The sequence below is a fragment of the Pseudomonas sp. O230 genome (assembly GCF_045447035.1).
GTDB lineage: Bacteria > Pseudomonadota > Gammaproteobacteria > Pseudomonadales > Pseudomonadaceae > Aquipseudomonas.
On record NZ_JBJGXN010000011.1, the window covers coordinates 45,257 to 58,002 of the forward strand.

Consider the following 12,746-nt stretch of genomic DNA (forward strand, 5'->3'; position numbering starts at 1 on the left):
TTTTTAAAAAGTGTTCAGGTCGGTGGTGTACAGCGAAATGCCCAACGAAGTGCTCAAACTGATCGTGCCTTCGGCGTCTTCTTCGACGGAAAACAGCAGGAACTCACGACGGTCGGTCAGGCCGGTTTCGCGGGCGTACAGCATCGAACGGTGCTCGACACTGTAGGAATCCTCTGGGTTTTTCAGCTGCTCGCTCAACGCTACCAGTTCAGTCTGGCCATTTTCGGTGCCCCATTCGCGGGTGTACTCGACGCCGTTGTGGGTGTAGGTCGGCAACCCGATCAAGCTTTGCGGGCCGGCCAGCCGACGCAGCTCCGCTTCGCTGCTGATGGTGATGTAGCTGAGGTAGTTGAACAGGATCACCGACTCGATCTGGCCAGCGATATCGCCAGTGGTGTGCACTTGCAGCCAGTAGTCTTCGTCGTTCATGTAATAGCGCGACAGCCAGGTCGACTGCCCGAGATCAACGGTGCCGTTGCTCCAGATCTGCTGGGAGCCGGGGATGGTCACGGCGGTTTTTTCGTCGAGCAACAATTGAAGCGTGGTGTCGAACATCACACTCTTGCCCAGTGCCAGACCCAGCGGGCCGGCAGCCGGTTGGGTTTCGTTGGCAGTCCATTTGGACTCGGTATTCGCGTTCGGGGCCTCAAGCCCCATCAACTGTTTAAACCATCCCATTGGAGATTTCCTTGAGGCGAGTGGAGGCGATGTAGAAGAGCTCACCGCCGTCAATGCGCGTCGCGCCGGGCGGGTTGATCGAAGGTTGTCGGGCGCCCTTGGCGCGATAGCCGATGAGGGTGGCGTTGTGACGTTCTTTCAGCTGCGTGTACAGATCGCCGAACGTCGCGTTAAACGTCTCGGGCAGTTTCATCAGGTATTGGGTCGCGCCCTGGCCCACGCATAGCAATTCGTTGATGACCACGGATGAGCCCGGGTCCTGAGACGCGCGCACGAGCATCTCGATGGCCATGCTCGACGTGCACTCCAGACTGGGGGCGTAGGCGCTGGCGAGTGCGGCGATTTCACTGTCATTGAAATGAGCGACCACATGCCCGACAGGCTTCAGTTGGTTGACTGCCAGCACGGTGGCCAGGGTCAGGTCGTCCGAATGGGTTCGCACCAGGACGCGTTCGGCACCGGGAACACCCGCGCGCAGTAGCAGTGCCACCGAGGACAGGCTTTCGCCCTTGATGAAGGCTGCCTGGCCGGGCATGGGGTTTTCTTCAAGGGTGCAATCGCAAATGACGATCAGGTTGTCGTTGGAGGTTTCATCCTGAAGTAGCAATTCAACAACCCGTTCGCTGGACGCACCTTCCCAGCCGATGAGCACCGTATGTCCGACCTTGCCGGTGTAATCACCTTTGCCCTTCATGCCTTTTCTCCATACATCGATAACGCTGCTGGTGGTTTTGCCGATGGCGGCCGTCAGCAGCGCAATGCCGCCGAGCATGACCCAGGTGGCCACGAAAATACGCCCCGCCGATGTCTGTGGCGCGAGATCGCCATAGCCTACGGTCAGCGTGGTGGTGAGATAAAAGTAGGTAAACGTGGCGGGAGCGGTGAGGTGCTGTTCGCCCAGCAACACCAGGCCCAGATACGCCGTGGTCAGGTGCACGCCCAAGGCAATCACCAGTCCTGCCCAACCGAATCGGTGGAAGAGGGACGAGGCATACATGCGCAGTAAAAGGAAAATCGACATTGCGTCCCTGGCTCCGTGGGTACTCATTCCTGGCGACGTTATCGCCTCGGCGTCTGAATGCTCAAGTGCGGTTAACCGGCGGCATTAAACCTGCTGCGCGGCGCAGAGAAAAGTACCTTGGCTGCAATAAATCCGGCGAGCGCACCAAAGAGATGCCCTTCGAAGGACACACCTTGACGCGGAAGAAAACCAAAGACCAGGCCGCCATACAGCAATGCCACGACGCTGGCCGTGATCAGGTTGCCCCAGCTGCGGTGAAACCAGGCGCGGGACAGCAGATAAGCCCACAGCCCGAATACCCAGCCGCTGGCACCGATGTGCACGCCGGAAAATCCGAACAGCCAGACCAGCGAACCGCCCAGCAGAATGATGATCGCACTGACGGTCAGGAATCGGTTGAGCCCCTCGACAATGACCAGGGTGCCCAGAATCAGGAAGGGAATCAGGTTGGCGCTGAGGTGCGCAAAGGACGCGTGCAAAAAGGGTGACGTGATGATGCCGACCAATCCGTGGACGGTTCTCGGCACCAGGCCGAATGCCACAAGGCTGTAGCCGGTCGCGACATTGAGCAGTTGCAGCGCAACCATGAAAATGGCGAGGCTGGCGATTGTCTTGAAACCCTTCAGGGCATCCATCCTTGACCTCTTATCAATCAGAATTGCAACGCAAACCCATGTGGGAGCGAGCAGGCTCGCTCCCACAGGCTATGAGTTCGCGCTTGGGCCGTTTACTCAGCCGATTTCTGCTTCAGGCGTTCCAGGATCGCGTTGGCGCTGCCCGCGTCCGGCGTGATGCCGGCTTCGCGCAGTTTGCGCTCCAGGTCGGTGCCGGTCGAGGCATCGGCCAGTTGGTCCTGGGCTTCCAGTTCCGCGGCGCGTTGCTGCTGCTTGGCCTGCAAACGGTTCAACGTACCGACGGCGGTTTCCAGTTTGCCATTGGCGCCGCCGCTGGCGATGGACGCGCTGACCTGGGCTTTCTGTACGCTTTCGCGGGCCTTGGCCATGTCCACTTGCTGGCGAAGACTTTTGATGCGGTTTTCAGCCTTGGTGATGTCTTTGCGCATGTTCTGCGCATAACCGCCGAACTCGGTGGCCTGCTTCTGCTCGACATCCAGTTCATTGGTCAGGGTCGAAATGGCTTCGGCCACTTCCAGTGCCAGGTCCTCGCGGTTGGCCTGGATCGCGGCCAGGGCTTTGGATTCCAGGTCCTTGATCTTGGCGTTGTACTCGCTGACGCGATCGGCCGACAGTTTGTGCTTGGCCATGATGGTCACCAACTCACGCTTGGCGTTGGCCAGCGCGCTGTCAGCATCGCGAATTTCCTGGTCGAGGATGCGCAGGGCCTGTTGGTCGACGATCGATTCGCCGACTTCGTTGGCGCCGCCACGCAGTGCGGTGAACAATTTGCTCCAGATGGACTGAGTCATTGGATATTCCCTGATTCCCGAATAATTAATTGAAGAAACGTTCGAAGGCTTCGCTGGCGCGCTGCACGTTGTCGACGAGGGTTTTGACCTCGGTCACGACGTTGGTCAGGCTCGAGTCGGAGCTGAGTGCGCCAAACATGTTGTAAACGACCTGCCCGTTGGGCATGGACTCGATACCGATCGACGACAGCGGGAACATTTCCCGGCTGCGCAACACGGCATCATTGAAGGCCGGCACGTCCTTGATCGACTCGACGTCGACCAGCACGGTATCGACGATGATCTGGTCGCCCACCACCGCGATGTAAATCGGCAAGCCACCGAAGTCGTTCATTTCCAGCTTGATGCTGGACTCGGAGCCTTGAACGAGGGAGAGGGTGATGTCGTTCGAGACCACTTCGTCCAGGGCTTGAAGGGCGCTGTAGAGGCGATCGATGTTCCAGTTGTTACCTGCGCTCATGTAATTCTCCGACATGAATGAGCCAGCCAGAATCGGTTGGCGTAGCTGTTTCTCCATCTGCTTGAGCAGGCTTCGGTTTTCGGGAAGCACCCAAGTCTCGTGTTTCACATAACCGGCGGCACCCAGGCCCGCGCGCATCTGCTTCATGTAAAAGCTCGACGGTTTTTTCGCGGACGGTTTCGAGCGCTCTCCCTTGCTGCTTGCTGAATCGGTCACAGACCCGCCAGGCGGATCTGATGGAGAGCTGCTGTTCATGGTGCTGACCCCGTAATGAAAAACTCACGCGTGAGAAACACTACAGGCAATTTTTGTAGTCCTCAATAGCTCACGCGTGAGTTTTTTTTGGCTGCGGGAGGGAGTCAAGCGCTGGGGTGTTTATCGGTTTTGAGTGATGGCGGATATGGTTCGGCCCTTACAGCGGTTCACTTTGGGGCTTTTCCAAAGTGACTCTCTGTAAGGGCGAAACCGCCAGCCGCCGTTATCGCAGCAACGGATATGAACGCCAACCAAAAATAGTGCGACGCCCAGCAGTCAGGCTGAAAGTCCCGAGATGAGCTTCTCAGCTCAGCTCAACCCGCCAGGAATTCGTCAGTGGACACCACGCTGGCGTAAGCAAAACCCAGGGCCGACATGAAGGCAGCGTGAACGTGGGCGGCCGGAACGGTGAGACCATTGAACTCCAGGTCACGGGAGGCGCAGGCGTCGTGGATCACCGTGACGCTGTAGCCGAGGTCGTTGGCGGCGCGGGTGATGCCGTCGACACACATGTGGCTCATGCTGCCGACTACCACCAGTTCCTTGATGCCTTGCTCGTCGAGAATGGTCTGCAGTTGCGTTTCACGGAACGAGTTGACGAAGTGTTTGAGCACCACCGGTTCGTCGGCGCGGTTCAGGACTTTGGGGTGCAGCTTGGCGCCTTCGGAGCCGGGGGTGAAGAACGGCGCTTCGTCGGAAGTGAACTCGTGGCGAATGTGCACCACCGAGTCCCCAGCATCGCGAAACGCTTTGAGCAGGCGCGCGGCGTTGTCCGCAGCAGCGTCGGCGCCGACTAGCGGCCACTTGCCTTGGGGGAAGTAGTCGTTTTGGATATCAACTACGATGAGTGCTTGCTTGGCCATGACTGTTTCCTCGAAGTATGTGTTGGCTGTGGAATCAAGTATTGGCTGCGGCAGGCCGTCCGAGGATTGGCCGCACCGACAATTGAAGGGGGAAAACTGACAATGGACGCACAAAGGGCAATCGCCGAGCTGGGCGTGCTGATTTATCCAGGCGCGCAGATGGCGGCGGTGCACGGGCTGACGGACTTGTTCGGGTTGGCGAACCGGATCGCCGCCGAGCATCAGTCGGCGCAGTTGCCGCTGCTGCGGGTCAGCCATTGGCAGGTCGATGGCGATCAGGCGCCCGAGCGCGTCTATGACAGTCATCCCGCGCCGGACGGTGCGCTGGTGGCGGTGTTGATCCCGCCGTCGATTGGCGGTTTTTCCGAAGGCCAGGCGTCGCAAGGCTTGCTGCGCTGGATTTGTCAGCAACATGCACAGGGCGCGACCCTCGGCGGCGTCTGTGTGGGCTCGATTCTATTGGCTGAAAGCGGCCTGCTCGACGGCCGCAGCGCCACCACCCACTGGACCTCGGCCAAGGCGTTCGCCGAGCGTTATCCGGCGATCAAGCTCAAGGCCGATACGCCGATCGTCGATGACGGCGACTTGATCACCACGGCCGGGTTGATGGCGTGGTCCGAGCTGGGTTTGCGTCTGGTGGACCGACTGCTGGGGCCGAGCATTGCCACCGCCACCGCGCGGTTTCTGGTGGTGGAACACAGCGACAGTGCGAGTGAATGTGGCAGCAACTTCTCACCGATTCTCAGCCACGGCGACGCCTCGATTCTCAAGGTTCAGCATTGGCTGCAAAGCACCGGTGCGACCGATGTGTCGCTGACGACCATGGCTGAGCGGGCCGGGCTGGAAGAGCGTACCTTCCTGCGCCGATTCCGCGCCGCGACCGGCCTGAAGCCCACCGAGTACTGTCAGCACCTGCGGGTCGGCAAGGCCCGGGAAATGCTTGAGTTCACCAACGGCACCATTGACCACATTGCCTGGACCGTGGGCTATCAAGACCCGAGCGCCTTTCGCGCGACATTCAAGAAAATTACCGGGTTGGCACCGAGTGATTATCGGGCGCGGTTTGGGGTGACGCCCATTGCAGCAACTCGGTAGGCGCAATACCTGAAATCCCTGTGGGAGCGTATCGCGTGGGTCGTGCAAAATGCCGGGAGTGAAATAGCCGTCGTGCAGAATGAGACAGGCTCAGTGCTATCACCGATTCGGCAACTGATTGAATTGCCTAAGGTTTCAGATCAGCAGCTGTTGGCCTGATCTCTGCACCCCTCCCACTACATTCATCGAGCGCCGATTGAAGGGGGACGCATGACCCCAACAAACCGCAAAAAACTCGTGGTCGCGCATTCTGTGCGGCCCGACGCGCCACAGCACGAAGTCGAAACCAATCGCGCATTGGCCCGTTGGCTGGCGCAGATTCTCGGGTTCAAATTCGGCGGCAGCTACGACCCCGAACACCACGCCGGTCGCGATCTCTATCTGTTGCCGACCCAAACCCTGGTCGGCGCTGCCGCCGCAAAGCAATTGGGCGTCAAAGGCCCGGAGGATTTGTGGGGCGGCTACGTCGAGCATGATTTCATCTGCACCAAAGCCATCAGCCACGGCCTGCGCAATAAAAACGCTGTTGCTCCGCACGGCTGGTCGCCATTGTTTTCTGAACGGGTGCGCAGCGTGGTGCTCGATGGTCTGAGCGTGTTCTCCCTCGACGATGCGCGTCCGGCGGCGGAGCATTTGCTCGATAGCGGCCCGATTCGCCTGAAACCGATCCATGCCTGCGCCGGACGCGGTCAGGTGGTGATCGAGAGCCTCGACCAATTCGATGCGATTCTCGGCAGGCCCGATGCCCAGGCGCTGTTCACCGAAGGCGTGGTGTTGGAGCAAGACCTGAGCGAGGTGGTGACTCACAGCGTTGGCCAAAGCTTCATCGGCGGCACCGTGCTGAGTTACTGCGGTGATCAGTACTTGACCGCAGACGGTCATGGCGAGCAGGTTTATGGAGGCTCTAACCTGCTCGTAGTGCAGGGCGGCTACGACGATCTGCTTGAACTGCAACTGCCCGACGATGTGCGCTTGGCCATCGAGCAAGCGCAAGTGTTCAACCGGGCGGCGGATGAGGCCTATCCCGGTTTCTACGCCTCGCGGCGCAACTACGACATCGCGCAAGGCCTGGACAGTAACGGCCAGCAGCGCAGCGGCGTGCTCGAACAATCCTGGCGCATGGGCGGTGCCAGCAGCGCCGAAGTCGCGGCGTTGCAGAGCTTCGTCAACGACCCGGGGATGCGTGCGATTCGCGTGTCCTCGGTGGAAACCTACATCGATCAAGCGCTGCCGGCGGACGCCATCGAGGTGTACCGCGGGCCGGCGCAAAACAGTGAATTTCTCCTCAAGTACGTAACGGTCAAATCCTATGACGGCTAGAAGCGAAACCATCCAGATCGACATCGACGATGAACAAATGGTCGGGACGTTTCTCAGTCCCAAATCGAAAGTCCCCGGCGTGCTCTTCGTACACGGTTGGGGCGGCAGTCAGGAGCGTGATCTTGAACGGGCCAAAGGCATCGCCGGTTTAGGCTGTGTGTGCCTGACGTTCGACTTGCGCGGTCACACCGGCGGCACCGGCATTGCGCTGACACGGGTCACCCGCGAAGACAACCTGCGAGACCTGCTGGCGGCATACGACCGTTTACTCGCGCACCCGGCGCTCGACACCTCGGCGATTGCCGTGGTCGGCACCAGTTATGGCGGTTATCTGGCTTCGATTTTGACGTCATTGCGCCCGGTGCGCTGGCTGGCACTGCGGGTGCCGGCGTTGTATCGCGATGAGCAATGGCATACGCCCAAACGCGAACTGGACAAGCTCGATTTGCGTGATTACCGCAGCACGCTGGTGCGCGCCGACAGCAATCGCGCGTTGCATGCCTGTTCGCAATTTACCGGGGATGTGCTGCTGGTGGAGTCCGAGACTGACGACTATGTGCCCCACTCGACCATCATGAGTTACCGGGCTGCGTGTCAGCAGACGCACTCGCTGACTCACCGGATCATCGACGGCGCCGACCACGCGTTGAGCGAGCCGGTCTCACAGCAGGCGTATACCTCGATCCTGGTGGACTGGATTACCGAGATGGTGGTGGGTGAGCGGTTGAGCATTATCCAGTCGAAGTGAGGGGGTGCTTCCTGACGCCATCGCGGGCAAGCCCGCTCCCACAAAGTTTGTGTCGTACACAACATTTTGGATAAACACTCCACTCCTGTGGGAGCGGGCTTGCCCGCGATGGCGTCCACGCAAACGCCCAATCACTTGGGCTTCTTCGCAATCCGCAGCGACTTGGCTTTGGCCTCGACGATCAAATACATCACCAACGTAATCAACAACGGCAGGATGAAATAAATCGCCCGATACGCCAGCAACCCCGCCACCAGACTCCCCCGCGAAGCCTCATGCTGCAGCAACGCGACAAACACCGCTTCCAACACCCCGAGCCCCGCCGGAATGTGCGTAATAACCCCGGCAATCGCGCTGATCAACAACACGCCAAGCACCAACGGATAATCCAGTTTGCTCGGCAGCAAGGTGAAAATAACCGCCGCCATCAGCGACCAGTTCAACGCCCCCAGCGCCAGTTGCAGCACCGCCATGCGCAGGGACGGCAAGTTGATTTCGACACCGCGAATGGCCCACTCGCGACGCTTGGAAAACCGACAGGCCGCCAGATAACCCGCGCTCACCAGCAGCAGTAAAATCCCCACGCCCTGCAAGGCGCCACTGCTGAGTTTCCAGCCCGGCGGCATGCTTACCAGTCCGCTGCTGAACACTGCGCCGGCAATCACCATGTAGCCGAACCAGTTGGTTGCCAGGCTCAGGCCGAGGATTTTCGCGATGTTGCCTTTGCTCACCCCGAGCCGCGAATACAGCCGATAACGCATGGCAATGCCGCCGACCCAGGCACTCAAATTGAGGTTGAAGGCGTAGCTGATGATGCCCACGGGCAGGATCTGCTTCCAGGTCAGGTCCTGACGAATATAGGTGCGGCCAATCAGGTCGAAACAGGCGTACACCAGAAAACTCACCAGCGTCAGCCCGGAGGCGATGATCAGCGTGCGTACTTTGAAATCGGCGAGGGTGTCGAACACCTCGTTCCATTCGATGCGCTGGGCCAGCATCGTGAACAGGACGATCAGCGCCAGGAAAAACAGCATCGTCAGTGGTTTTTTCCAGTGACTCCAACGTGCTGTTTTTGTCGGTGCAGGTGTCAGGCTCTCGGCGGGGGGGGCGGAGTGGGATTCAGCGCGGCTCATGATGGTCACCCCCGGCGAGGTGGGTGAAAGGCTTCAGGCGCGGCTTGTGAGCCGGCAGCCAACCGGCCCACGCGGGGAAGTGCCGCAGGAAGTGAAACACCAGAAAGCCAACGGTCATGTGCCAGACCCGTCCGCGCGGGGATTTGTCCGCACACATGGCTTTGCAGTGGTTGTTGCTCAGTATCTCGAGGCGTTCGAACAAATGACGGTTGAAGGCGCGATCGCGGATCAGCACATTGGCTTCCAGGTTCATCGACAGGCTCAACGGGTCGAGGTTGCTTGAGCCGACCGTGCTCCAGTCTTCGTCCACCAGCGCGACTTTGCCATGCAACGGGCGCTCGCAGTATTCGTGAATTTGCACCCCGGATTTGAGCAAGTAGTCATAGGTCATGCGCGCCGCCAGTTTGGCCACCATCATGTCCGGCTGGCCTTGCAGGATCAGCCGCACCTCGACGCCACGGCGCGCGGCGTTGCGTATCTCGCGCAGCAAGCGATAGCCGGGAAAGAAGTAGGCGTTGGCAATCACCACGCGACGTTGGGCCCTGCGCAGGACTTGTCGATAAACCTCTTCAATGTCGGTCTGATGATCTCCGTTGTCGCGGTACACCAAACGGACCTGGCCATCGTGATCGTTGAACGCCAGCTCCGCGCGCCGCTGCCGACGGCGTTGCCACCAGTATTTGGCGCGGGCCGGGCGACCGCTTTGAAGCAGCGCGAAGTGATGAATGTCGGCCACCGCCGGGCCTTGCACTTCAACCGAGTAATCCTGCTTGGCCTCAGGGCCGAAGTCGGCCAGATGGTCAGCGGAAAAGTTGATCCCGCCGATGAACGCAATCGTGCCGTCGACCACCACGATTTTGCGGTGCAGGCGTCGGAACCAGTTGGTGCGGATGCCCAGCCGTTTCGGTGCCGGATCAAATATTTGCAGGCGCACGCCGGCCTCGCTCAACGCCGTGAGATAGCCGGTGGTCAGTTCGCCACAACCAAACCCATCAAGACTGGCGGTGACCCGCACGCCGCGTTGTGCCGCGTCGATCAGCACTTGCTGCAACTCATTGCCGACCTTGTCCTCGAACACAATGAAGGTTTCCAGGAGGATTTCAGTCTTGGCCTGGCGCATGGCTTCGAACACCCGCGGGAAATATTCTTCGCCGTTTTCCAGCAGATCCACCCGGTTGTTGCCCTGCCAACCGTACTCAACGTCGACCACGCCGGGTTCACGCGCCGGCGGGTTGGTGGGCACGTGTTCTGCGCTGGTCTTTTCCATCGGTGCGCTGCTCATAGCTCAATCTCCACCGATAGCGGTGCGTGGTCGGAAAGGTGTGACCAGGGCCGGGCCGCCAGAACTTGCGGACGGCTGGCCTTGAGGTTGCGCACGTAGATGCGGTCCAGGCGCAAGGCGGGCATGCGTGCCGGAAAACTGCGCGCCGGTTTGCCGTGGAGTTCGGCGAACACCTCGCGCAAACCACTAGGCTTGAGCAGTGCATCGGCGCGCTGACGCCAGTCGTTGAAGTCACCGGCGACAATCACTGGCGCGTCGCTCGGCAATTCTGCGAGGCGCTGGGTCAGCAGTTTCAATTGTTCGTTGCGATGGGTTTCGCGCAGCCCCAGATGGACGCAAATCGCGTGCACTTCCGGGCCATCAGCGGGCAGGCGCAATACGCAATGCAGGATGCCGCGGTTCTCGTGTCCGCTGATGGACACGTCGAGGTTGTCGTGGCGAATGATCTGGAATTTCGACAGCAGCGCATTGCCGTGATCGCCCGCTGGGTACACCGCGTTGCGTCCGTAGGCGAACTGCGGCCACAACGTGTCGGCGAGAAATTCGTACTGCGGCATCGTCGGCCAATTGCTGTAACGCTGGGGATGGTGCTCGTGGGTGCCGTGGACTTCCTGCAAAAACACCACGTCGGCGGACACACTGCGCACCGCTTCGCGCAATTCCGGAAGGATGAAACGCCGGTTGAGCGCGGTAAAACCCTTGTGGGTGTTGACCGTCAGCACGGTGAAACGGCGCACCGTCGTCACGGTTTCTAACGAGTCATCGGCGGGGTTGAGCTGCTCGGAGCGGTTCATGGCAACACGCCTTGTGCTGCAAGTTCGCCGCAGGCAAAGAATAACCAACCTGAAATACCGATGTGAATCGCCGCCATGTCGCCTCCCGTCTGATGGTCCTCGGTTGCCTCTGTCTTTTGATGACTGCGGGGCAGCGGCGAAAGTTTCGAAGAGACTACATACGGTATGCGGGCTAAACCTGTAGGAGCCGGCTTGCCGGCGATAGCGCTGGCACATTCAACATTGATGTGAATGTCACACCGCTATCGCCGGCAAGCCGGCTCCTACAGGGTTGATCAGTGACCGGAGACAACGCGGCTTGAGCCTTTAGCCGGTTCGGCATACACCGGGCCCAGGCGATCGAGGCGACCGCTCCACGCCGTCAGCGCCAGCGCCACCAACACCACCAGACCACCGATCCACGCGGTATGGATCAGGCCCATGTGAGCGACGATCAAACCACCGCCCCACGCCCCACCGGCAATGCCGAGGTTGAACGCGGCGATGTTCAGGCCGGAAGCCACGTCCACTGCATTTGGCGTGTGATGTTCAGCCTGACGCACCACATACACTTGCAAGCCCGGCACGTTGCCGAACGCGACGGCGCCCCAGACCAGCACGGTGGCCAGCGCCAGCCAAGGGTTGCCGGCGGTGAAGGTCAGCACGAACAGCACGGCGGCGAGCAGGGCGAAGATGATTTTCAGGGCGCTGATCGGGCCGCGCTTGTCGGCCAGTTTGCCGCCCCAGATGTTACCGATGGCCACCGAGATGCCGTACACCAGCAACACCAGGCTGACCGTGCTGGCGCTGAAACCAGAGATGTCCTGGAGAATCGGCGCGAGGAACGTGAAGGCAGTGAACGAGCCGCCGTAACCGACCGCCGTCATGGCATACACCAGCAGCAGGCGCGGTTGCTTGAGGACCTGCAACTGTTCCAGCAGCGAAGCCGGTTTGCTGTGGGTGATGTTTTTCGGCACGTAGAGCAGGCTGCCGATGAACGCAATCACACCCAGTGCAGAGACAGCGAGGAAGGTTTCACGCCAGCCGAAATGCTGACCGATGAACGTCCCCAACGGTACGCCGGTGACCAGTGCCACCGTCAGGCCGGTGAACATGATCGCAATCGCACTGGCGGCTTTTTCCTTCGGCACCAGGCTGGTGGCGATGGTCGAACCGATCGAGAAAAACACCCCGTGGGCCAGGCCAGTGATGATTCGCGCAATGATCAGCGATTCGTAGCTCGGTGCTTTCCACGCCAGCAGGTTGCCGAGGGTGAACAGCACCATCAGCGACAACAGCAGCAATTTACGCGGGACTTTGCCGGTGAGGGCGGTCAGCACCGGGGCGCCGATGGCAACGCCCAGGGCGTAGAGGCTGACCAGCAGGCCGGCGGACGGCAGGCTGACGCCAAGGTCGGCGCCGATAGTGGGTAACAGGCCAACGATGACGAACTCGGTCGTCCCGATGGCGAAGGCGCTGAGGGTCAGCGCGAGCAAGGCAATGGGCATGGCTGCAACTCCGGTGGGTTGATTGATGGAGCGCAGTGTCGGGGATTGGGTTGTGCGGAAAAATGGGGGGCTGGGCATTTGATATTTGCCGTGGGCGCAAATATCGCTCCCTTAGTAACTCGTGGTCCCTTGTAGAAGCTGGCTTGCTGACGAAGGCGGCCACAAATGCACCGCCGTTCTTGAG

13 protein-coding genes are annotated in these 12,746 nt (G+C 60.2%); 3 read left to right on the plus strand and 10 right to left on the minus strand.

Annotated elements, in window-relative coordinates:
- Positions 1-3: 3 nt before the first annotated feature.
- The 6 genes from ACI77H_RS23570 to ACI77H_RS23595 all read right to left on the minus strand — a co-directional run bounded on the left by ACI77H_RS23570 (position 4) and on the right by ACI77H_RS23595 (position 4,703).
- Positions 4-678, minus strand: coding sequence for a DUF2491 family protein (locus tag ACI77H_RS23570; protein ID WP_407014071.1), 675 nt, complete (start codon positions 676-678; stop codon positions 4-6).
- On the minus strand, positions 665-1,699 hold the full coding sequence (locus ACI77H_RS23575; RefSeq protein ID WP_407014072.1) for an ion channel: 1,035 nt from the start codon (positions 1,697-1,699) through the stop codon (positions 665-667). Before ACI77H_RS23575 ends, ACI77H_RS23570 begins: the two co-directional genes overlap by 14 nt.
- Positions 1,700-1,770: 71 nt before the next feature.
- The gene (locus ACI77H_RS23580; protein ID WP_150654510.1) at positions 1,771-2,334 is read right to left on the minus strand and encodes a rhomboid family intramembrane serine protease; all 564 of its coding nucleotides are present in this window, start codon (positions 2,332-2,334) and stop codon (positions 1,771-1,773) included.
- Positions 2,335-2,426: 92 nt separating this feature from the next.
- Entirely contained in the window at positions 2,427-3,125 is a 699-nt protein-coding gene (locus tag ACI77H_RS23585; protein WP_407014073.1) for a PspA/IM30 family protein, read from the minus strand.
- A 25-nt stretch (positions 3,126-3,150) separates the two neighbouring features.
- Positions 3,151-3,732, minus strand: a complete 582-nt coding sequence (locus ACI77H_RS23590) for a YjfI family protein (RefSeq protein WP_085988408.1) — start codon at positions 3,730-3,732, stop codon at positions 3,151-3,153.
- Positions 3,733-4,154: 422 nt separating this feature from the next.
- Positions 4,155-4,703, minus strand: a complete 549-nt coding sequence (locus ACI77H_RS23595; RefSeq protein WP_407014074.1) for a cysteine hydrolase family protein — start codon at positions 4,701-4,703, stop codon at positions 4,155-4,157.
- A gap of 102 nt (positions 4,704-4,805) precedes the next feature.
- Between ACI77H_RS23595 and ACI77H_RS23600 the strand changes: the two genes are divergently transcribed.
- From ACI77H_RS23600 to ACI77H_RS23610, 3 genes are all read left to right on the plus strand, one after another.
- On the plus strand, positions 4,806-5,798 hold the full coding sequence (locus ACI77H_RS23600; RefSeq protein ID WP_407014075.1) for a GlxA family transcriptional regulator: 993 nt from the start codon (positions 4,806-4,808) through the stop codon (positions 5,796-5,798).
- A 210-nt stretch (positions 5,799-6,008) separates the two neighbouring features.
- A complete protein-coding gene (locus tag ACI77H_RS23605) occupies positions 6,009-7,118 on the plus strand; it encodes a DUF3182 family protein (RefSeq protein WP_407014076.1) in 1,110 nt (369 codons plus the stop codon).
- Positions 7,108-7,866: an alpha/beta hydrolase family protein gene (locus tag ACI77H_RS23610; RefSeq protein ID WP_407014077.1), complete on the plus strand. Its 759-nt coding sequence runs from the start codon at positions 7,108-7,110 to the stop codon at positions 7,864-7,866. Before ACI77H_RS23605 ends, ACI77H_RS23610 begins: the two co-directional genes overlap by 11 nt.
- A gap of 131 nt (positions 7,867-7,997) precedes the next feature.
- On the opposite strand, the gene ACI77H_RS23615 is transcribed toward ACI77H_RS23610, so the two are convergent.
- From ACI77H_RS23615 to ACI77H_RS23630, 4 genes are all read right to left on the minus strand, one after another.
- Positions 7,998-8,999 (minus strand): lysylphosphatidylglycerol synthase domain-containing protein, encoded by a 1,002-nt coding sequence (locus ACI77H_RS23615; protein WP_407014078.1) that lies wholly within the window; start codon positions 8,997-8,999, stop codon positions 7,998-8,000.
- On the minus strand, positions 8,986-10,281 hold the full coding sequence (clsB, locus tag ACI77H_RS23620; protein WP_407014079.1) for a cardiolipin synthase ClsB: 1,296 nt from the start codon (positions 10,279-10,281) through the stop codon (positions 8,986-8,988). The genes ACI77H_RS23615 and clsB overlap by 14 nt, the downstream gene beginning before the upstream one ends.
- Positions 10,278-11,075, minus strand: coding sequence for an endonuclease/exonuclease/phosphatase family protein (locus ACI77H_RS23625; RefSeq protein WP_407014080.1), 798 nt, complete (start codon positions 11,073-11,075; stop codon positions 10,278-10,280). Before ACI77H_RS23625 ends, clsB begins: the two co-directional genes overlap by 4 nt.
- A 275-nt stretch (positions 11,076-11,350) precedes the next feature.
- Entirely contained in the window at positions 11,351-12,562 is a 1,212-nt protein-coding gene (locus tag ACI77H_RS23630) for an MFS transporter (protein WP_407014081.1), read from the minus strand.
- Between the last annotated feature and the right edge of the window lie 184 nt (positions 12,563-12,746).

Coding starts and splice junctions, on each gene's coding strand:
- ACI77H_RS23630 (WP_407014081.1), bottom strand. CDS start 12,562: ATGCCCATTGCCTTGCTCGCGCTGACCCTCAGCGCCTTCGCCATCGGG.
- ACI77H_RS23570 (WP_407014071.1), bottom strand. CDS start 678: ATGGGATGGTTTAAACAGTTGATGGGGCTTGAGGCCCCGAACGCGAAT.
- ACI77H_RS23580 (WP_150654510.1), bottom strand. CDS start 2,334: ATGGATGCCCTGAAGGGTTTCAAGACAATCGCCAGCCTCGCCATTTTC.
- ACI77H_RS23610 (WP_407014077.1), top strand. CDS start 7,108: ATGACGGCTAGAAGCGAAACCATCCAGATCGACATCGACGATGAACAA.
- ACI77H_RS23585 (WP_407014073.1), bottom strand. CDS start 3,125: ATGACTCAGTCCATCTGGAGCAAATTGTTCACCGCACTGCGTGGCGGC.
- ACI77H_RS23605 (WP_407014076.1), top strand. CDS start 6,009: ATGACCCCAACAAACCGCAAAAAACTCGTGGTCGCGCATTCTGTGCGG.
- ACI77H_RS23615 (WP_407014078.1), bottom strand. CDS start 8,999: ATGAGCCGCGCTGAATCCCACTCCGCCCCCCCCGCCGAGAGCCTGACA.
- clsB (WP_407014079.1), bottom strand. CDS start 10,281: ATGAGCAGCGCACCGATGGAAAAGACCAGCGCAGAACACGTGCCCACC.
- ACI77H_RS23595 (WP_407014074.1), bottom strand. CDS start 4,703: ATGGCCAAGCAAGCACTCATCGTAGTTGATATCCAAAACGACTACTTC.
- ACI77H_RS23625 (WP_407014080.1), bottom strand. CDS start 11,075: ATGAACCGCTCCGAGCAGCTCAACCCCGCCGATGACTCGTTAGAAACC.
- ACI77H_RS23575 (WP_407014072.1), bottom strand. CDS start 1,699: ATGTCGATTTTCCTTTTACTGCGCATGTATGCCTCGTCCCTCTTCCAC.
- ACI77H_RS23600 (WP_407014075.1), top strand. CDS start 4,806: ATGGACGCACAAAGGGCAATCGCCGAGCTGGGCGTGCTGATTTATCCA.
- ACI77H_RS23590 (WP_085988408.1), bottom strand. CDS start 3,732: ATGAAGCAGATGCGCGCGGGCCTGGGTGCCGCCGGTTATGTGAAACAC.